Here is a 19928-nt window from a genome sequence, read left to right on the forward strand (position 1 = left end):
GTTAGGGGAGGTTGAAGTCGTCGGCCTTGATGGTGTTGATGAAAGTGGTCCACTCGGTGGGGGTGAAGAGGAGGTTGGGGCCGTGGGGGTCCTTGGAGTCGCGGATGGCGATCAGGTGGGGGTGTCCGGGTTTGTGGGTGGGGCCTTCGGTGAGGTTCTCGAGCTCCGCGACCTCAACACAATTGCCGCCGTTGTTGCCGCTGAGGCTTGATTTGCGCCACCGTGCCTTGCTCAGGTCCATACCCCGCTGATCAGGCACTCGCTGAAGTGGATCAGCTCGGCGAGCTCTCCCTAGGTGAGGCCCGCCGCCTTGTCGCCGCGCAACAGGTCGGCGACCGACCAGACGAAGTCCGCGTACTTCTGGTGGTTGCCGCTCAAGAGTTCTCCTTCATGTCGTTCTCGGAGTTCTCGTCGGTGGACGGCCGGACGGCGCCGTGGGTCAGGCCGTCGGATATCAGCTGGATCAGATCCTCGCCGAGGGCGGCGGCCCGGCGCAGCGAAGCCTCGAATTCCGCCAGCTTCCGGAACGCCTCGCCGTACCCGCGCTGCTCCTCGATCGGCAGCAGCGGGAGTTCCGCGCGACGTACGTCCACCTGGGCGCGGCTGCCCACGGTGGTGTAGTTGCGCAGGTTGACCGAGCCGCTCAGGAAGCCCGCCACGAAATGGGGGTCGAGCAGGGCCGGGTCGGGGCGGAGCAGGGAGAGGCGGAGGCCCAGGACGGGGCCGCCCTCCCCGGCGACCCGCGCCACCGGGCGCCGCGCGACGCCCGGCACCAGCACGTCACCGGGCCGCACGATGATCTCGTGCTGTACGGCGATGTCCGGCGTGGTCGCGGTCGGCGGGGTGCCGTCGACGACGTCCTCGGCGGTGAGGACGGTCAGCCCGTCCGCGACCTCGGACGGCTCGCCGGGTCTGGCCGGGCTCTGGTGGTGGATCGTCAGCATGCCGCGCCGCAGGAGTTCGGCGAGTGGGACCATCGGGAGGTCCTTCGGTCCCCGAGCTGACTCGACGGTCGGCACCAGCTCCGCGGCGAGGCGGAGGAGGTCGGCCACTCGGTTCCGCTGTCCGGTGACGCGCGCGGGCGACAGGTCCGCAGGCGGCGGCGCGAGATATCGGGCGGGGGTGAGGTCGACGTCGTCGTCGAGCAGTTCGACGGCGGGGACGGCCCGGCTCATGCCCGGTTCATCGATGTCCGCACCGGCCTCGAAGCGTTCCCAGGCATCCGCGGCGACTCGCGCGAAGTCCTCCGGCCGGTCGGAGGTGTCGACCATCAGGACATGGCCGGGCGTACGGGAGTCCGCCGGTCTGCGCAGCACCCACAGGGCCAGGGCGACCGCCATGTTGGGGATGCTGCCGAGCGGGAGCGTGATCACCGCGCTGAGTGCTCCCCGGCGGATCAGCTGGGCGCGGATGCGGCGGCCGGATCTGCGGCCGGCGACGGCGGGCGGCATGAGCATGACGGCGGTGCCGCCGGGTTTCAGATGGCAGAGGGCGTGCTGGATCCAGGCGAGTTCCGACTCCATCCGGGGCGGTAGACCGTACTCCCAGCGGGGGTCGGCGGTCAGCTCCTCATATCCCCAGGCGCGGTCGTTGAACGGCGGGTTGCACACGACCGCGTCCACCAGCGTGCCGGGGAACGCGTCCTGGCGGAGTGAGTCTCCATGCGAGACGCGTACGGTGGCGGCGTGCAACGCGAGATGCGCGGCGGTCAGCCGGGCGGTCGCCACGTCGGCGTCCTGGCCGAGGAGCAGGTGTACGCCGCGATCCGAATGGTCGCGCAGTGCCTTCAGCAGCGCTCCCGAGCCGCAGGCCGGGTCGAGGATGACCTCGGGGGAGGGGCCGCAGAGCTCCGCCATGAGCCGGGCGACCGGCTCGGGGGTGGCGTACATCCGCTTGGTGTGCAGTTCGAAGTAGCGCTCGCGCAGGAAGGCGAAGGTCCCCTTCGTGCCGTTCTCGACGGCGAGGGCGGCCACCCGGCGCAGCAGCGGCAGCCGGTCCCGGATGAGGCATTCCGGCGGCAACGGGCTCCGCATCGGCCCGGCGCACGCTTCTCGGACGCGGTCGGGAAGCACGGCGGCCACGGCCGCGTCGTCGGCGGCGGAGAGGGCCGTCCAGTCGTCGCCCTCCCGGTCCAGGTAGACCAGGAAGGCGCCGAGGTCGGCGATCAGGTCGGCGAGATCCTCCTCCGGCACGCCCGCGCGCAGGTCCTGCCAGAGCCACTCGCGTGCCGGGAGCGACCTGCCCTCGCTGTGGCCGAGCAGCCACTCCTTGATCTCGCCGAGGGAGAAGGCGGGGCTGGTCGCGGTGCCGCCGACGGGCTGGGGGAAGTCGTCGTGCCGACGGCGCCAGTTGCTCACCGCGGCCCGGCCCACATCACCCAGCCGGGCGATGTCCGCCGCGGTCACCTGGACGTCCCTGTCCACCTGGTCCTCCGTGTCGGTCGCGGTCGCCCGGACGTCCTTGTCCACCGGCTCCCCATTATCCGCCGTGGTCACCTGGACGTCCCTGTCCATCCGGTCCTCCGGCCGGCCGGACGTCCCGGTTCATCGGCTCCTTCATATCGGTCTCGGTCTGCCCGGTCGTCCCGTTCACCGGTTCTTCGGGCTCGGTGTCCGTGTCGATTGGAACGTACCTGAGTTTGTCACCTCCATACAGCGTCCTCAAAATTATTGGTCGATTCCATCAACACGTGTTTTACTGAACTTCATTGGACACTAAAAATCATCGTCATGGAAGGAACCGATGACCCGTGATCACCCCCACCACGCGCATCGACCGGTTCCAGGCCTCCACGTCACGCGGCAGACGGCGCCTTCGCTCAGGGCGGGCCATGCACCTGCTGGACATCGAGAACCTGACAGGGGCCAGTCGCCCCACCACCCCCGAGGTCGCCGAGGTCATGGTCCTCTACCGGCGGATCGTCCCGATCGGCCCGATGGACCAGTTCGTCGTCGCGGTCAACCACGGCGCGCTCGTCGCGGTCGGGATCGCCTTTCACGGTGTGCAGTTGCTGGCCCGTTCCGGCCCCGACGGCGCGGACCAGGCCCTGGCCGAGGCCGCCCGGGGCGACCGGATGGACCAGCGGTTCGACCGGGTCGTGATCGGCTCGGGCGACGGCTACTTCGCCGATCTGGCCTGCTGGCTCGCCGAGTGCGGTGTGCACGTCACCGTCGTCTCCCAGCGTGAGTCACTCAGCCGCCGCCTGCGCGCCGAGGTGTCCGCCGTCATCACGCTGGAACCGCCGGTGGCACAGGTGGCCTGACCTTCGGGGGCGTCGTCACGACCGGGGCGCGGCCGATTCCAGGATCTTCGCGATTCTGCCGACGTCGGCCTCGGTGGTGCGCCAGTTGCTGAACGCGGCACGCAGCGCGGGCACCCCGGCGTAGACCGTCGGGGTGAGGAAGGCCTCGCCGGACTCGATGATCGAGTCGACCACCTCCCCGATCCGTTCGGGGGAGGGGGAGGAGGCGAGGGTGAAGCAGACCACGTTGAGCCGTACCGGGGCGAGCAGCCGGTAGGCGGCCATCGAGGCGATCCGCGCGCCGAGCCCGGCGGCGAGGGCGATGTCGCGGCGGACGATCTCCGCGTGCCCCTCGCGCCCGTAGGCGGCCAGCGTGAACCAGGCCGGTAGCGCACGTAGGCGCCGTGAGTTCTGCGGGGTCAGGTGCGCGAAGTCGGGCTCCTCGCTCAGCGGGGTGAGATAGGCGGCCGAGTTCTGGAAGACGCGGGCCTGCAGGTCGCGGCGGCGGGTGAACTGGATCGCGCTGTCGTAGGGCACGTTCAGCCACTTGTGCAGGTCCGCACAGACCGAGTCGGCCTCGCCGAGGCCCGCGACGAGGTGGGAGTGCTCGGGGGAGAGCGCGGCGAAGGCGCCGAAGGCGGCGTCCACGTGCAGCCAGAAGGGGTGATGCTCGCGCAGGGCGGCGACGGCGCGCAGGTCGTCGAAGTCGACGGTGTTCACCGTGCCGGCATTGGCGACCACGATCGCCGGTGCGCCGTCCAGCCGGTCGAGTTCCTCGGCGAGCAGGGCCACGTCCACCGCCTCCCGCCCCGGCAGGACGCCGACGTGCCGGATCGCCGACCGTCCCAGCCCGAGCATGGACAGCGACTTGACGATGCTGGAGTGCGGGCTCGCCGACAGCACCGTCACCGGCCCGAGCGCGGCCGCGCCCGCCTCGGCCACCGACACGCCGCGCAGTTCGCCCAGCCACTCCCTGGCGATCGCCAGGCCCGCGAAGTTGGACATGGTCGCGCCGCTGACGAACGTCCCCTCGTGCTCCGGCGGCAGGCCGAAGAGGTCGCGCAGCCAGGCGACCGTCTCCCGTTCGAGGTCCGGGGCGAGGGAGTCCAGGCCGGAGGTGGGGTTCTGGTCGAGGGTGCCGGTCAGCCAGTCGCCCGCCAGCGCCGCGGGTGTCGCGCCACCCGTGACGAAGCCCAGGTAGCGGGGGCCCGCGCTGGCCGCGAAGCCCGGTTCCCAGCGCCGCGCGAACATCTCCATCGCCCCCTCCAGGCCGATCCCCGTCTCCGGCAGGGACTCGGGCGCCGGTCGCACCGGCGTCCGCGCCGCCGGGCGGTCGTCGAGCCCGGCGAGGAGACGCACGGCGTACGCGCGGGTGGCCTCCATCAGTTCGGGTACGCGGGCGCGATCGGCTCCCAGGGGGCCGCGGATGTGATCGGCCTCCGGCACCCCGGACAGGTGGTCGTCCCCGCCGCCGGGCGGTCCGGGCTGCTGGTCGCCGTCGGCGCTCGATGGTCCGTGCCGATACTCTCCGCCGCTGTGTGACGGTCCGGGCCGGGGGCCGCCGCCGAGGTGCGGAGAGCCGGGAATGGGAGCGGTGCCCGCGTCGGGTCTGGCGTTCATGCTTCGACGCTAGGAAGCGGAGCATGTTCGCGTCGTGGTCCAATTACGGCAAACTGGACCAGTGCTCAAGGATGTTCTGGCAGGATGGCGGCGATTCGGCGGCCCTCTCGCGGGTGCGCTGGCCGCCGCGCTGCGCGAGGCGGTGCTCGACGGGCGCGTACGCGTCGGGGACCGGCTGCCCTCGGAGCGGCGCCTGGCCGGTGAACTCGGGGTGAGCCGGGGAACGGTCGTCGCCGCCCTGTCCCGGCTGCGCGAGGAGGGCTGGCTCGTCACCGAGCACGGCAGTGGCAGCAGGGTGCGGCTGCCGCGGAACCTCGGTGAGCGCTACGCGCCCCTGTCGGTGGACGGCCGGGGCTCGCTCCTCGACCTGCGGCGCGCCGTTCCCGCCGCCCCGCGCGCGATCGTCACCGACGCCGTCACCCGCGCGCTCGGCAGGTCGGCGGGGCTGCTGCTGGAGAGCGGCGAGCCCGGACCCGGCCTGCCCGAGCTGCGCGAGCTGATCGCCCGGCGTCACACCGGAGAGGGATCGGCCACCCGCCCCGAACAGATCCTGGTCACCTCGGGAGCCCGTGCCGCGCTGGCGCTGCTCGTCACCCATCTCGGCCCGCGCAGAATCGTGGTGGAGAACCCCACCTTCTTCGACACCCTCGCCACGCTCAGGCGCTTCGGCATCCGTACCGTCCCCGCGCGGGTCACCGCGGCGGGATGGGACGGTGACCAGCTCGCCACCGCGTTCCGCGAGGCCGCGGGGGGAGCCGCCCTGCTGACCCCCGACTTCCAGAACCCGACCGGGGTGCTGATGGGTTCCGAGGACCGCCGGAAGGTCGCGGAGCTGGCGGCCAGGTACGGGGTGACCGTGATCGTGGACGAGACCGTGCGCGACCTGGACCTGCGCGACCATCCGGTGCCCGAGCCCCGGATCGACCGGGCCGTCACGATCGGTTCCCTGAGCAAGACCGTGTGGGGAGGGTTGCGGGTGGGATGGATCCGGGGTCCGGCCGCGCTGATCCGTGAACTCCTCCTCGACCCGATCAGCGGTCTGTACGCCCCGCCGCCCATGGAGCAGCTCGTGGCCTGTGAGGTCTTACCCCTCATGGACCGCTTGCTGGGCCAGCGCAGGAGCGAGCTGCGGCGCCAGCGCGACCATCTGGCCGGAAGCCTGGACGGGGACGACGCCTGGAGCTTCTCCCTCCCGCAGGGCGGCCTGGCGCTCTGGCTGCGCCTGAACGGTGTGTCCGGTGAGGCACTCGCGGGGAAGGCGGCCGAGGCAGGACTCAGCCTGCTCCCGGGGCCGGTGTTCTCACCTGACGGCACCCGGGCCAACCGGCTGCGGGTGCCGTACACCGCCCCGATCGAGACCCTCGACCGGGTCGTCGAGCAGCTCAGGCGAGCCCACCGGTCCTGAAAGGCACGTGTCGACGCCCGGTGCCTTCGGCGTGGTTCGGCTCCGGGGTCGTCCTGCCGACCGGTGGCGGGGGCCGGTGCCTTTCACCCGGCGCCCCGGCCAACCGGCGGCCGGTGCCTTCAGTACGGCGGCCCGGCTAACGAGTTGCAACAGGCGTGGTGGGGGCACAGGCGGTTTCACATGGTTGCCCGTCCTCGATTCGCAGGATGGGTGCGCCGGCGAGATGCCGTAGCGCGCTCCTCAGCGCCGCCCGTACCGGGGCGTCGAGATCGGTCAGCAGCCGGTCCTCGATCGCCTTGATGTCATCGCGGGCGGCCTCGAGCGCGAGGCTTCCTTGAGGCGTGACCTCGATGATGCGGGCCCTGCGGTCCGCGGGATCCGGCCGGCGGAGAACCAGGCCGGCGCCTTCCAGCTCGTCGAGGATGACGACCAGTTTGCTCTTGTCGACCGACACGGCCTGGGCGAGGGCGAGCTGAGTGCGGGCGGGAGCTTCGACGACCGCCATCAGCACCGTGTAGCCCCAGAGGCCCATACCGTGCTCCCGCACCGCTACGGCCTCCGCCCCGGCGAGGCCCTGCTTCAACCGGGCGAACAGCCAGTGCAGATCCTCGTGCAGCCGGCTGCCGGGCGAGCTTTCGGAGGCAGGAGAGATGGCCATGGCTCCATGATAGCGAGTCGAGATGTTCTTGACTTGAAACTATCTTGTTCTATATTGATTGTGAATCCAGATCATATTGAATGTGAGGCAATCTTGTGACGCATCTGCTGCACCTGGACGCCAGCGCACGAAGCGACTCGTTCTCGCGCAGGCTCGGCGAGAGTTTCGCAGCCGCCTGGAAAGCGGCCAATCCTGAAGGGATCTACACCCACCGCGACCTGGTCGCGGAACCGGTACCGCCCGTCGACGAAGCCCGTGTCCAACTCGCCACCCAGTCCTCCCTGAACGGGGTACGCGGCATCCGGGCCATGGACGAGGTGGCCAACACCACCTCCGAACTGGCCGGGGCCTGGGCAGCCACCCGCCCGCTGGTGGAGCAACTGCTCGCGGCGGACGTCCTGCTCGTCGGCGCCCCCATGTACAACTTCTCGGTGCCCGCCGCGCTCAAGGCATGGATCGACCGGGTGGCCCTGCCCTGGTTGCCACTCCGGGGAAAGTCGGCCGTGATACTGAGCGCGCGCGGCGGCGCCTACGGACCGGGCACTCCCCGGGAGCCCTTCGACTTCCAGGAGCCTTACCTGCGCGCCTTCTTCTCCTCGCTCGGACTGGACGATGTGGAGTTCGTCCATACCGAGCTCACGCACGCCAGGGTCATGCCCTTCCTCGTCCAGTTCCGCGAGACGCACGAGGCATCCCAGGCCGCAGCGCTCGACGCAGTGCACACCCTGGCCACCCGGGTGCGTGCCAAGACGCCGTCTTGAGCCTGACGTACATCCCGTACTGGCCGTACCCGATCAGCAAGGACGAGAGGACCCCCTACACAGTGGACACCGAACTCAGAGACCGCGTGGTCCTGGTCACCGGCGCGTCGAGCGGGATCGGAGCCGCGACCGCCCGCGCCTACGGGCGGGAGGGCGCCCGGGTCGCGATCACCTACCGAAACAACCCGGACAAGGCCGAGAAGGTGGCCGCGGACATCGAGGCCTTGGGCGGGCAGGCGCACGTCGTACGTCTCGACCTCGAAGACCTGCCGACCATCGACCAGGCCGCCGCAACCGTCATCGAACGCTGGGGCGGGATCGACGTCCTCGTCGCCAACGCCGTCCGCTGGGGCGGTGACGGCCCGCCGGATCCCAGCGTCCGGTTCGAGGACGTACCGATGAAGGAGTGGGAGGCGATGATCAATGCCAACCTGGTCGGAACCGCCGCGTCGATCCGCGCGGTCCTGCCCGGCATGCGCGCCAGGGGCTGGGGCCGCATCGTGCTGATCTCCTCAAGCGTCGCGGAGGAGGGACTGCCCGGGCCAGGTCCGTACGGGACCGCCAAATCGGGCCTGTACGGACTCGCCCGCAGCCTCGCCTGGGACGGCGGCCGGGACGGAATCCTGGTCAACGTCGTGGCCCCCGGCTTCACCCTGACCGACAGCCGGGACGTTCCGGAGTTCGTCACCGATGCCCTCGCCGCCGCCACGCCCAGCCGCCGACTCTCCAACTCCGGCGACGTGGCCAAAATTATCGTTTTCCTAGGCTCGGGAGCCAACGGCAACCTCACCGGTGAAGTGATCCGAGACGGCTCCTCCGCCGCACGCGCACCACACCTCGGCGGGTAACCGGCCGCGACCTGGTGGCGGCGGAGCGGCTCCTCGTGGAAGACCTTGTTCCGCGCGTCGTCGCCGGCGGCCGTGGGAACCCTGCCGGTCACGACCAGTGCCACTCGATCGAGGCCGTGGCGCGGCGCTCGGCCAGCCATTCGGTGAACGCCACCCGCCCGGCCGCGGCCAGGGTCCGCTCGTCCGCCGACGAGGCCGCACGCCCCAGGATGACCCCGGCGAGGAAGGCGGTGCCATGGGCCGTCGGCCCGACGACGTCTCCGGGCGCGCCCTCCTGCAACGGTTCGGGCAGCTCGAAGGCGAAACGCTCGGCGATCGTCGTCTCCACCTCGCCGGCCGGACCCGCGAGCGCGGGGAGGAGGCCCTCCGGTGAGTCACCGCCGAGGTCCTCGAGGGCCCGCTCCGGCCCGATGCTCCAGAGCGCACGCACCCGGTCGAAGCGCTCGGCGTGCGCGGCCAGGTAGGCCGGGCCGAGCTCGGCCTCCCTGCGGCGGCGGAAGCTCCGGCGCCTGGCGATACCGCCGATGTAGGCGTCGAACTGCTGGAGGGTCATCCCCATCTCGGCCGGCGTCGTCGCGCGGTCGTGCAGGCCCCGCCCCCGGCGGAACTCCTCCGAGGCGGCCTGCAGGTCCTCGTCGCTGACCGGCGTGTCGTCGTGCTGGATCTCGTTCAGGATCAGGCACTGGTCGACGATCTCGTCGTACGGCGTCGCGTCGCGGCGTGACAGTGAGCGGATCATGGTGAGCGCCTGGGCGACCGACAGGTGTATCTCGTCCACGCTGACCAGCCGGCCCGCCGCCCAGCGCGTGGAGTGGTCGATCAGCCAGGGGACGCCGTCGTCGGCCCGCGCGGTGAGCGCGATCGTCCCGCCTTCCGGGTCCTGGAGCAGCAGGTCGAAGTCGACCACCGAGGTGCCGGGACGCTCGTCGACGACGAGCTCCGCCTTCAGCTCGGGGTGGTCGGCCGCCCACGCGGCGGCCGTCCGACGGGCCTGCTGCACCTGTGCGCGGCGGCGAGGCAGGCCGCGCAGCAGCCGCACCCCGGAGGCGAGCGTCGTTCCGAGGTCAATCATCGAATACCTCCAGCGTGGAGACCCCGAGCCTTGGCTCCGGGAATCAGGCTCGTCTCGTCATGGAGGCGCGGCGGAACGGGAATCCCGCTTCGCCGCGCCAGGTCAATCAATGCCCCGTCCGGCCGGCCCGTGCCGGGAGAGCGGCGTGTGCCGCGCCTTCCCCCTCTCCCGGCCCGGCCGGTTCGGCGCCTTCCGAGAGGAAGGGCGCCGGGCCGCTTGTCAGCCGATGTACCTCCGGCGGGCTTGGCACCCTGGAAGAGGTTTCTCTCCCGGGCGCCCGACGTACCTTTCGGCACCCTCGGCCGGTGGGGCGCCGCCCCGGGCGGGGTCTGATCCCACCCGGGGCGGCGAGCCGATCGTCAGCTGACCCACCACTCGCTGGCCTGGCCCTTGCTGTTGCGCCAGGACACGGTCATCCGGCCGCCGGCGACCTCGTCCAGCTCGGCACCCTCGAACGGGATGTCGTCAATATTGATCCTGGACATGCTCGGTCCCCTCCGTGGACCGGGCGCGGCGTTCCTCGTCGAGTGCGGCGCTCGGTGTTCTCCGTTACGTCGAGGACGCTAGGTACCGGTTCTTGCGATCATCTGAAAGATGACTTGGTAAATACTGGCCGCGCTGGTCACGATGGCGAACTGGCCCGTGGCGGGCCGTGGTGGGGCGGTGCGGCGGGGGTGACGCCGGAGTGAGCCCGGAGCCCCGAGGGCGGGTGATCCTTACTCGTCCCCACCACAACTGTGTTCTCTTCTGTCACTCGCGTGAGCGCCCGTTTGGCGAACAGCGCGCCGACATTCTGGAATGATCGCCTAGATATCCTGTCGGACATCGAGACTGACGGACAGTGACTGATGCCCCCCATCGATCAAATCACCACCTTCGCATCCGACCAGCCGGTGTTGACGAGCTTCATCGGCGTGTTCGCTCTCGTCCTCCTGGTCGCGGCCTACTTCGCGCTCCGCGCCATCCAGCGAATGGCGGTCCGCTTCTTCCACTCTCACGTCGCGCCCCGTCCGGTGGAGGACATCCTCACCGTCGTCGCCGCCAGCATCGCGACGGGTGTCTCCGCCCAGGGCATGTGGCGCTTCTCCGGTGACGTGCTCGGCTTCGACGGTCCGCTGCGGCTGCTGCTCTTCGCCTTCATCGAGGTCGCCGTCATCACCAGCGCGGTCCGGGCCCGCCGCAACATGCGGGAGAACTTCTCGGCAGGCATCGACGGCATCGCCGTGTGGGCGCTCACCGGCCTGACCGCGGTGCTGTCCAGCATGGACGCCCGCAGCATGGCCGAGGCCATCTTCCGGCTCGCCGCGCCCCTGGTGGCGGCGTGGCTCTGGGAGCGCGGCATGGCGATCGAACGCCACCGGATCAGCGGGCGCTCGCGCATCAACTGGCGGCTCACCCCCGAGCGGGCACTGGTCCGCATCGGGCTGGCCGAGGTCAGCGACCGTACGGCGAGTGAGGTCGACGCCCACCGCAGGCTGACCCGGGTCGCGCTGGCGGCCAAGCGCGCCCGCGCGCTCCGCGAGTCCGGGGCGTCCGACCGGAAGATGCGCGCGGCCCTCACCAAGCTGGACCGTGCCATGGACCGGGCGGTGGAGCACACCGGCCTGGCCGTCGACTCGGTACGCCAGGAGGCCCTGCTCTCCCAGATCGGCGCCCTCTACAACACCTCCGCGCTGATCGACCTGACCCCGCCGGTGCCGTGGGACCCGGAGCCTGAGCCGGTGCGTCCCGCGGTGGCCGCGGGGCGATCGGTCATCGACGATGACGATGACGAGGTCCAGGTGCTGGACGGCCCGCCGCCGGTCGTCGACACGGCACAGCGCGCGGCCCTGATGCGTGCCGCGCGGGAGTACTGGGACAAGCAGATCGAGCGGAAGTTCGTGCCCCGGGCGACGGACATCGCCCACGAGACCGGCGTCTCCCTGGCCACCGCCCGCGAGTACCGGGCGCTGTGGAAGCTGGAGCCCAAGGCTCACGCGTTGCTGGAGGCGGCCTTCCACGAGCACGGGATCATCGACACCGGCACCTTCCCCGCCATCGAGACCGAGCAGGTCCTGACCGTGAACGGCTCGTCCGCCGCTCGCTGACCTCGCGCGGAACGACGTACAGCACGACACACCGCACGACTCGCCACCGCCCTCCGTCCGCGTACCCCGGCCGGGGGGCGGTTCGCGTCGCGGGCCGCCCGCTCACACCGGCTCAGGTCGACTCGCGGACGATGAGGTCGGTGGGCAGTATCACCGGCTCCACCTGCTCGGCGCCGTCGATCAGGGCGAGCAGCAGGCGGACCGTCTCCTCGGCGACCCGCTCCAGGGGCTGGCGGATGGTGGTGAGCGGCGGATGGGTGGTGAGTGCCACCGCCGAGTCGTCGAAGCCGCCCACCGCGACGTCCTCGGGCACCCGCCGCCCGGCGGCGCGCAACGCGGAGAGCGCGCCCGCGGCCATCAGGTCGGAGGCGACGAACACCGCGTCGATGTCGGGGGCACGTTCCAGCAGCCGGGCCATCGCGCTCTCCCCGCCCAGCTGGGTGTAGTCGCCGTGCTCGATGAGCCTCCTGCTCGCCTTCCTGCCGAGGATGTCGGCGAAGCCCTCCAGCCGCAGCGCGCCGCCGGGGGTGTCGAGCGGGCCGGTGATGGTGGCGATCCGCCTGCGGCCCCGCTCGACCAGGTAGCGCGTCATCTGCCGGGCGCCCTCGCGGTCGTCCGCCGCCGCGTAGGGGATCACGTTCTCCCTGCCGATGACAGCCCCCTGGGCGACGGCGGCCACCGGGATGTCCACCAGCGCGTCCACCAGCCTGTCGCCCGCGTGGGTGGAGACCAGGAAGACCCCGTCGGCGTGGCCGCCGCGCAGGTAGCGGACCACCCGGTCGCGGTCGCCGTCGTTCCCGGCGATCATCATCACCAGCGATATGTCCCGCTCGGCGAGCCGCCGGGTGGCGGTGCGCAGCAGCACGCTGTAGTTGGGGTCCTCGAACAGTCGCTCCTGCGGCTCCGACAGGACCATCACCACCGAACCGGTCCGCTGGGTGACCAGGCTGCGGGCGGCCCGGTTGAGCACGTAGCCGGTCTCGGCGATGGCCCGCTTGACCGCGGCGTGCGCCGCGGGACTGACGTACCGGTCGTCGTTGAGCACCCGGGAGACCGTTCCCCGGGAGACCCCCGCCACCGCCGCGACGTCATGGATGGTCGGACGCTTCGCCATGCTCCCATTTTCCCCTCGACCGGGCGAGGCCCGGTCGGGCCCGGCCACTAGCTTTTCACGGCCCCGCCGGCCAGGTCGGTCCGCCAGTAGCGCTGCATGGTGAGGAAGAGCGCGATCAGCGGGATGATCGACAGCAGGGTGCCGGTGAGGATCAGGTTGTACAGGGAGGGCTGGTTGGCGCCGGCCGCGAGCAGCGTGTAGAGCCCGACGGTCAGCGGGAACCTCTGGTCGTCGCCCAGCATGATGAACGGCAGCAGGAAGTTGTTCCAGATCGCGACGAACTGGAACAGGAAGATGGTCACCATGCCCGGGATCATGAGGGGCAGCGCCACCCGGCGCAGCAGCAGCCAGTGCCCGGCGCCGTCGATGCGCCCGGCCTCCAGCAGGGCGTCGGGGACGGCGGCGGTGGCGTAGATGCGCGCCAGATAGATGCTGTACGGGTGCAGGATCTGCGGGAGCAGGACCGACCAGTAGGTGTCGGCGAGCCCGATCCGGGAGAAGAGCAGGTACTGCGGGATGGCCAGCACCACGGCGGGCACCAGGATGCCGCCGATCAGCAGGTTGAAGATCAGGTTCCGGCCCCGGAAGCGGTACTTGGCCAGCGTGTAGCCGGAGACCGCGGAGACGGCGGTGGAGAGCAGGGCGCCGCCACCGGCGTACAGCAGCGTGTTGAGCATCCACAGCCAGAACACGCCGTCGCGGTAGGCGGCCAGGTCGGCGAGGTTGGCGAGCAGCCCGGTGCCGGGGGCGAAGGTCGAGGTGGAGAAGAGCTCCGCCTTCGACTTGGTGGCGGCCACCAGCACCCAGCTGACCGGCAGCAGGCAGTAGAGCGCGCCCAGCAGCAGGATCGCGGTCGGTGCGATCCCGTACGGGCGGCGTCGCGCGGCCGCCCTCCGGCGTCCCCTCGTGGTGAGGGTCGTGGTGGCCATCAGCTCTCCCCGAAGGCGCGGTCGCGGACGACGCGCAGGAAACCAAAGGACAGGACGAGGGAGATCGCCGCGATGACGATCGAGGTGGCGGCGGCCGAGTAGAGGTCGCCGGTGACGAAGGCGTCGCGGTAGACCTTCATGAGCGGGCTCCAGGTCGAGCTGATCGTGTTGGTCAGCGGCCGCAGCGTGGTCGGCTCGGTGAACACCTGGATCGTGGCGATGATGGAGAACACGGTGGTCAGGATGATCGCGGGCAGCAGGATCGGGATCTTGATCCGCAGCGCTATCTGGATCTCGCTCGCCCCGTCGATCCTGGCGGCCTCGTAGTAGGTCCTGGGCACGGCGCGCAGGGCGGTGTAGAGCACCAGCATGTTGAAGCCGACGCCGCCCCAGACCGCGATGTTCGCCATGGAGAGGACCACGGTGCCCGAGCCGAGCAGGTCGACGTCGAGCACCTGGCGGATCGGGCTGAGGCTCGGCAGGTAGAGGAAGCCCCACAACAGGGTGGCGGCCACCCCGGGCACCGCGTACGGCAGGAAGACGGAGACCCTGGAGAAGCGCGCGAGCCGCACGTGCGCCGAGTCCAGCAGCAGCGCGAAGAGCAGGGCGAGCCCGAGCATGACGACGAGCACCAGCAGGCCGTAGCCGAGGACGCGCAGCCAGCCGGCCCACAACTCGCCGTCGGCGAGCGTCGCGGTGTAGTTGTCGAGGCCGGCGAAGACCTCGCGGCGCGAGCCCTTGCCCAGGCCGAGCCCGGAGACCTTGGTGCGCCGCAGGCTGAGGTAGGCCGTGTAGACGATGGGGACGGCCATGAAGAGCGTGAACAGCGCCATGGCCGGTGCGAGGAAGAGGTAGGGGACGGCGCTCGCGGTGCGGGCGCCGCCGCCGAGGCGTCGTGTCATTGGGCGAGCTGGAATCCGGACTTCTGCATGTCGGCGACCGTCGCCTCCTGCATCTTGCCGATGGCGTCGGAGAACGCGGACTTGTCCTGTACGGCCTTGTCGAAGGCGTCCTTGAAGGCGTTGTACGTCACGTTGACGTTCGGCCCGAAGGTGAAGCCCCGCGCGGTGGCGGAGATCGCGGCGGTCTGCTGCCAGAAGTCGGGCTGGTTGGAGAAGTAGTCGGGGGCCTCGCCGAGCATGGTGCCGCCCTTGGCGGCGGCCGGGTAGACCGCGCCCTCCTTGACGAGCAGGCCGAGCGCCTCGGGGTCGGTGTTGAGCCAGGTCGCGAACTTCGCGGCGGCGGCCCGGTTGGGGGACTTGGCGGCGACCGCGGTGGAGGAGCCGCCCCAGAAGCCGCTGGCGTTCTCGCCGGCGCTCCACTGCGGCAGCGGGGCGATCGCCCACCTGCCCTTGGCCTTGGGGGCGTTGCTGGACAGCACGCCCGGCGCCCAGACGGCCGAGGGCCAGGTCAGCAGCTTGCCGTCGTTGAGCGCCTTGTTCCACTCGGGGGTGAAGTACGGCTGGTCGTCGATGGCGCCCTCGGCGACGAGGCCGCCCCAGTAGTCGGCGACCTTCCTGGTGGCGTCGTCGTTGACCGCGACCTTCCAGGACTCGCCGCTGATCGACCACCACTGGGCGCCGGCCTGCTGGGCGAGGCCGACGAAGGCGCCGGGGTCCTTGCTGGAGAAGGTGCCCAGGAAGACCTTGGGGTCCTTCTTGCGTACGGTGCGGGCGGCCTCGGCGTACTCGCCCCATGTCTTGGGGACCTCGATGCCGTACTTGTCGAACAGGTCCTGGCGGTAGTAGAGCATCATCGGGCCGCTGTCCTGGGGAAGCGCGTAGACGGCGTCGGTGCCGAGCGTGACCAGCCCCCAGATGCCCTCGCCGAACTCGCCCTTCGCCTGCGCCACGTCGCCGGAGAGGTCGGCAACCGCGTCGGCGGCGACGAAGGAGGGCAGCATCTGGTACTCGGCCTGGACCAGGTCAGGGGGGTTTCCCGCCTTGGCCGCGGTCAGGAACTTGGCGGCCGCGTCGTCGCCGCCGGCCTGCTTGCTGACCGTGACCTGGATGTCGGGGTTGGCGCTGTTCCAGGCCGCCGCGATCTTGTCCATGTTGGGAACCCATGTCCAGTAGGTGAGCTTGACCGGCCCTGCGGGGGCCGAGCTCTGCGCGACCGGGACGGCCGGCTCCTGGGCGGCGCCGGAACATCCGGCGGCCAGGGTGGCGGCGAGAGCCGCGGCCGCCACTGCGAGCCGGTTTCTCTGCATGCGTTCCTCCGTGTCAGGGATGCCGTGTCGGGGGGTGCTGTGCCGGGGGTGCTGTATCGGGGTGTCGCGCCGGGGCTCGGGGGCCTGCCATGCGGACATATCTGTGAACGTTCACAGACTGAAATCCGAGATGTCGCCCTGTCAATGCTCGTTACGCTCTTGTTAATCGCCTGCCCGCGCTGGTGTTCCCGTGGCGACTCTTCCCTGGGTGTCGGGTTTCGATTACTGTGCACGTTCACAGAGATGAGCCAAGGGGGAGCAGTTGCCTGGATATCCCGTCCTGCCGGAGGGCATCGCGTACGGAGGGGACTACAACCCCGAGCAGTGGCCGGAGGAGGTCTGGCACGAGGACGTCCGGTTGATGCGCGAGGCCGGGGTGAACCTGGTCAGCCTCGGCATCTTCGGCTGGAGCCTGCTGGAGCCGGAAGAAGGGGTCTACGACTTCGGCCGGCTGGATCGGATCATCGACCTGCTCGGCTCCTCGGGCATCAGGGTCGACCTCGCGACACCGACCTCCTCCCCGCCCACCTGGTTTCGGGCCGCCCACCCGGGCAGCCACCTGGTCGACCGCGCGGGCCATGTCATCGCCGGAGGCTCCCGGCACAGCTTCTGCCCCAGCTCCCCGGAGTACGCCGCCGCCTCGGAACGGATCGCCGGCCGGCTCGCCGCCCGCTACGCCGGGCACCGGGCGGTCGTCATGTGGCACGTCCACAACGAGTACGGCTGGGCGAACGCGCGCTGCTACTGCGAGACCTCGGCGGAGGCGTTCCGCGACTGGCTGCGCGAGCGGCACGGGGACGTGGCGGCGCTCAACGCGGCGTGGGGGACCACGTTCTGGGGGCTGACCTACGGCTCGTTCGACGAGGTGGAACCCCCGAGGCTCGCACCGGTCGGCCAGCTGACGGCCCTGCAGCTCGACTACGCGCGCTTCTCCGTCGACGCGCACATTGCCAACTTCCGCCGCGAGCGCGACGCCATCCGCCGCTTCAGCGACATGCCGGTCACCACCAACTTCATGATCCCCAACTGCGAGCCGATGGACTACTGGCGGTGGGCGGGCGAGGTGGACGTCGTCTCCAACGACCACTACCTCGACGCCGGGCGGGCCGAGGGCCACATCGAGCTCGCCATGGCGGCGGACCTCACCCGCTCGGTGGCGGGCGGCCGGCCGTGGATGCTCATGGAGCACTCCACCGGCGCCGTCAACTGGCAGCCGCGCAACCTCGCCAAGCGGCCGGGGGAGATGCGGCGCAACAGCCTCGCCCACGTCGCCAGGGGATCGGACTCGGTGCTCTTCTTCCAGTGGCGTGCCTCCCGCTACGGCGCGGAGAAGTTCCACTCGGCGATGCTGCCGCACGCCGGGACCGACTCCGAGCTCTGGCGCGACGTGGTCGCCCTCGGCGCCGAGCTGCGCGAGCTGGCGCCGGTGCGCGGCTCCCGCATCGAGGCCGAGGTCGCGCTGGTGTGGGACTGGGAGTCGTACTGGGCGCTCGAACTGGATTGGCGGCCCTCGGTGGACCTGAGGTTCCGCGAGCGGATGGAGGCGTACTACGAGGCGCTCTGGCGCGAGCACGTCACCGTCGACTTCGTCCACCCCGCGGCCGACCTCTCGGCGTACCGAATGGTCGTCGTACCGAGCTCCTACCTGCTCACCGAGGCCGCGGGCAAGAACCTGCACCGCCACGTGGAGGCCGGGGGCCACCTGGTCGTCTCCTGCTTCTCCGGGATCGTCGACGAGAACGACACGATCCACCCCGGTGCCTACCCCGGCGTGCTGCGCGACGTGCTCGGCCTGTCGGTGGAGGAGTTCCACCCGCTGCCGGAGAACGGCACGGTCGCCGTCGGCGACGACGGGCTGACCGGCCGGATCTGGTCCGAGCGGGTCCGCCTCGCCGGAGCGCGTACCGTGCGCGCCTTCACCGGCGGACCGGACGCGGGCCACCCCGCAGTGACCCGCCACGAGCTGGGAGCGGGCACCGCCTGGTACGTCGCCACGGCCCTCGACCCCCGGGTGGGCCAGGACACGGACGGAGACCTGCGCGCGATCCTCCGCGCGGTCCTCGACGCCGCGGGTGTGTCCCGCCCGCGCGGCCTGCCCGACACCCTCGAACTCCTGCGGCGGGGCCGCCACCTCTTCCTGGTCAACCACGGCGACGAGCCGGTCACCGTCCCGGGTGTGAGCGGGACCGGGGTTCTCGACGGCGCCGAGCACGCGGGTTCGGCGACGGTACCGGCCGGCGGCGTCACCGTCGTCGAGCTGGCACCGGACGCATGAGCTCCCCCGGTGCCGTGCCGGCCACCTGACCGCGGCACGTCACCGGGGGTCTTCGGGGGTTGTCCGCACCACTCCATCCCAGAGCGAGGACAGATGAAGAAGATCCTGGTGGCGCTGCTGCTCTGCGCCGCCGCAACGCTCACCCCCCTGGCGGCCCTGGCCGCCTCGACGGTCACCAACGGCGGCTTCGAGACGGGAAGCCCGACCTCCACGCCGACCGGCTGGAGCACCACCGTCGGCAGCGGTTCCGCCGCCGCCGACTTCACCGAGGCGGGCGGCCACGCCGGCTCCTACCGCCTGTCCCACTGGGCCTCCGGCGCGTACACCGTCGAGACCCACCAGACACTGACCGGCCTGACCTCCGGCACCTACACGCTCCGGGCCTGGGTCAGGTCGGGAGCCGCGAGCCAGAGCTGGATCGCGCTGCGGAACTGCGGTCCCGCCGAGAGGAGGACCTACCTGCCGGTCAGCTCGTCCGAATGGATCCAGATCGCGGTCACCCAGACCGTGACGGGCGGCCAGTGCACGGTGAGCCTCGGCTCCGCCGCCGCGGCGGGCGGCTGGGCCAACTTCGACGACGTCACCTTCGCCGCGGGGTCGGCGACGTTGGCGATCAAGGGCGCCGACACCTCCAGCCTGCCCAAGTCCGAGGCCCTCGGCGGGAAGTACCACAGCGCCACCGGCGCGCAGGGTGACGCGCTGGCCATCATGCGCTCGGCCGGGCTCAACTACGTCCGGCTGAAGGTCTGGGTCAACGCGGCCGACGGCTACAACGACAAGGCGCACGTGCTGGCCCTGGCGCGGCGGATCAAGGCCCAGGGCATGGGGCTGCTGATCGACTTCCACTACTCCGACACCTGGGCCGACCCCGGCAAGCAGTACAAGCCCGCCGCGTGGGCGGGGTACACGCTCGCCCAGCTCAAGACCGCCGTCTACAACCACACCTATGACGTGCTGAACGCGCTGAAGGCGCAGGGCACGACCGCCGACATGGTCCAGGTCGGAAACGAGATCAACGACGGCATGCTCTGGGAGGAGGGCCGCAGCTCCAACTTCGGCAACCTCGCCCAGCTCCTCAACTCCGGCCACAGCGCGGTCAAGGCGGTCTCCGGCTCGACCAGGGTCGTGCTGCACGTGGCCGAGGGCGGCAACAACTCGCTCTTCCGCTGGTGGTTCGACAGCGCCGCCGCCCACGGCGTGAACTACGACGTGATCGGTGTCTCCTACTACTCCTACTGGCACGGCACGCTCGGCGCGCTGCAGACCAACCTCAACGACATCGCCTCCAGGTACGGCAAGCCGGTCCTGGTCGTCGAGACCGCCTACCCCTTCACCACGGGCAACGACGACGGCCTCACCAACATCATCACCGCGGCGACGCCGTACCCCGGCTACCCGGCCTCCGCCGCGGGCCAGTCGGCGATGCTGCGCGACGTGATGAGCGTGGTGCAGGCCGTGCCGAACGGCCGGGGCCTGGGCGTCGTCTACTGGGAACCCACCTGGACCGCGGTGCGCGGCAACGGCTGGGACCCGGCCGACGCGTCCTCGGGCAACGGGTGGGAGAACCAGGCACTGTTCGACTTCTCCGACAGGGCGTTGCCCGCGCTCACCCAGTTCACCCACCAGTGATACGTACGGCTCCCGCTCCCGACCAGCAGGAGGTCATCTTCCAGCGGTTCGCCCGCCTGGAGGCCTCCCGCAGAAGGGAC

17 protein-coding genes are annotated in these 19928 nt (G+C 70.9%); 7 read left to right on the forward strand and 10 right to left on the reverse strand.

All coding sequences use genetic code 11. The features are described 5' to 3' along the window. Window position 1: 1 nt before the first annotated feature. Entirely contained in the window at window positions 2-241 is a 240-nt protein-coding gene (locus ABZU75_RS30790) for a DUF397 domain-containing protein (RefSeq protein ID WP_355561741.1), read from the reverse strand. A gap of 133 nt (window positions 242-374) precedes the next feature. Then, window positions 375-2513, reverse strand: coding sequence for an N-6 DNA methylase (locus tag ABZU75_RS30795; protein WP_355561694.1), 2139 nt, complete (start codon window positions 2511-2513; stop codon window positions 375-377). Window positions 2514-2749: 236 nt separating this feature from the next. On the opposite strand from ABZU75_RS30795, the gene ABZU75_RS30800 reads away from it, so the two are divergent. After that, window positions 2750-3262 (forward strand): NYN domain-containing protein, encoded by a 513-nt coding sequence (locus ABZU75_RS30800; RefSeq protein ID WP_355561697.1) that lies wholly within the window; start codon window positions 2750-2752, stop codon window positions 3260-3262. Window positions 3263-3277: 15 nt separating this feature from the next. Here ABZU75_RS30800 and ABZU75_RS30805 read toward each other — a convergent pair whose 3' ends face one another. Beyond that, complete coding sequence (locus tag ABZU75_RS30805; RefSeq protein ID WP_355561700.1) at window positions 3278-4861, reverse strand: pyridoxal-dependent decarboxylase; 1584 nt, start codon at window positions 4859-4861, stop codon at window positions 3278-3280. A gap of 61 nt (window positions 4862-4922) precedes the next feature. Between ABZU75_RS30805 and ABZU75_RS30810 the strand changes: the two genes are divergently transcribed. Then, window positions 4923-6266 (forward strand): PLP-dependent aminotransferase family protein, encoded by a 1344-nt coding sequence (locus ABZU75_RS30810; RefSeq protein ID WP_355561703.1) that lies wholly within the window; start codon window positions 4923-4925, stop codon window positions 6264-6266. A 136-nt stretch (window positions 6267-6402) separates the two neighbouring features. Here the strand turns inward: ABZU75_RS30810 and ABZU75_RS30815 are convergent, their stop codons facing one another. Further along, window positions 6403-6924, reverse strand: coding sequence for a MarR family transcriptional regulator (locus ABZU75_RS30815; protein ID WP_355561706.1), 522 nt, complete (start codon window positions 6922-6924; stop codon window positions 6403-6405). A 95-nt stretch (window positions 6925-7019) separates the two neighbouring features. On the opposite strand from ABZU75_RS30815, the gene ABZU75_RS30820 reads away from it, so the two are divergent. Both ABZU75_RS30820 and ABZU75_RS30825 read left to right on the forward strand, forming a co-directional pair. Next, window positions 7020-7685: an NAD(P)H-dependent oxidoreductase gene (locus ABZU75_RS30820; RefSeq protein WP_355561709.1), complete on the forward strand. Its 666-nt coding sequence runs from the start codon at window positions 7020-7022 to the stop codon at window positions 7683-7685. After that, window positions 7682-8533, forward strand: coding sequence for an SDR family NAD(P)-dependent oxidoreductase (locus ABZU75_RS30825; protein WP_355561712.1), 852 nt, complete (start codon window positions 7682-7684; stop codon window positions 8531-8533). Before ABZU75_RS30820 ends, ABZU75_RS30825 begins: the two co-directional genes overlap by 4 nt. Before the next feature lie 88 nt (window positions 8534-8621). Here the strand turns inward: ABZU75_RS30825 and ABZU75_RS30830 are convergent, their stop codons facing one another. Together ABZU75_RS30830 and ABZU75_RS30835 are read right to left on the reverse strand one after the other, a co-directional pair. Next, window positions 8622-9605, reverse strand: a complete 984-nt coding sequence (locus ABZU75_RS30830; protein WP_355561715.1) for a TIGR04500 family putative peptide maturation system protein — start codon at window positions 9603-9605, stop codon at window positions 8622-8624. Between the two features lie 359 nt (window positions 9606-9964). Continuing rightward, entirely contained in the window at window positions 9965-10090 is a 126-nt protein-coding gene (locus tag ABZU75_RS30835; protein WP_355561718.1) for a hypothetical protein, read from the reverse strand. 363 nt (window positions 10091-10453) lie between these two features. Between ABZU75_RS30835 and ABZU75_RS30840 the strand changes: the two genes are divergently transcribed. Beyond that, window positions 10454-11692, forward strand: a complete 1239-nt coding sequence (locus ABZU75_RS30840) for a hypothetical protein (protein WP_355561721.1) — start codon at window positions 10454-10456, stop codon at window positions 11690-11692. A 112-nt stretch (window positions 11693-11804) separates the two neighbouring features. On the opposite strand, the gene ABZU75_RS30845 is transcribed toward ABZU75_RS30840, so the two are convergent. Genes ABZU75_RS30845 through ABZU75_RS30860 form a run of 4 tightly spaced genes read right to left on the reverse strand, consistent with a single transcriptional unit; the run spans window position 11805 to window position 15944 of the window. Next, window positions 11805-12806 (reverse strand): LacI family DNA-binding transcriptional regulator, encoded by a 1002-nt coding sequence (locus ABZU75_RS30845; RefSeq protein ID WP_355561724.1) that lies wholly within the window; start codon window positions 12804-12806, stop codon window positions 11805-11807. A 47-nt stretch (window positions 12807-12853) separates the two neighbouring features. After that, window positions 12854-13735, reverse strand: a complete 882-nt coding sequence (locus tag ABZU75_RS30850; RefSeq protein WP_355561727.1) for a carbohydrate ABC transporter permease — start codon at window positions 13733-13735, stop codon at window positions 12854-12856. After that, window positions 13735-14637, reverse strand: a complete 903-nt coding sequence (locus tag ABZU75_RS30855) for a sugar ABC transporter permease (protein WP_355561730.1) — start codon at window positions 14635-14637, stop codon at window positions 13735-13737. The genes ABZU75_RS30850 and ABZU75_RS30855 overlap by 1 nt, the downstream gene beginning before the upstream one ends. Further along, a complete protein-coding gene (locus ABZU75_RS30860) occupies window positions 14634-15944 on the reverse strand; it encodes an extracellular solute-binding protein (protein WP_355561733.1) in 1311 nt (436 codons plus the stop codon). The genes ABZU75_RS30855 and ABZU75_RS30860 overlap by 4 nt, the downstream gene beginning before the upstream one ends. Window positions 15945-16206: 262 nt before the next feature. On the opposite strand from ABZU75_RS30860, the gene ABZU75_RS30865 reads away from it, so the two are divergent. Both ABZU75_RS30865 and ABZU75_RS30870 read left to right on the forward strand, forming a co-directional pair. Then, entirely contained in the window at window positions 16207-18219 is a 2013-nt protein-coding gene (locus ABZU75_RS30865; RefSeq protein ID WP_355561736.1) for a beta-galactosidase, read from the forward strand. A gap of 93 nt (window positions 18220-18312) precedes the next feature. Next, complete coding sequence (locus tag ABZU75_RS30870) at window positions 18313-19848, forward strand: arabinogalactan endo-1,4-beta-galactosidase (RefSeq protein WP_355561738.1); 1536 nt, start codon at window positions 18313-18315, stop codon at window positions 19846-19848. Window positions 19849-19928 lie beyond the last annotated feature (80 nt).

It is taken from the genome of Streptosporangium sp. NPDC005286 (genome assembly GCF_040607515.1).
Taxonomy (GTDB): Bacteria; Actinomycetota; Actinomycetes; order Streptosporangiales; family Streptosporangiaceae; genus Streptosporangium.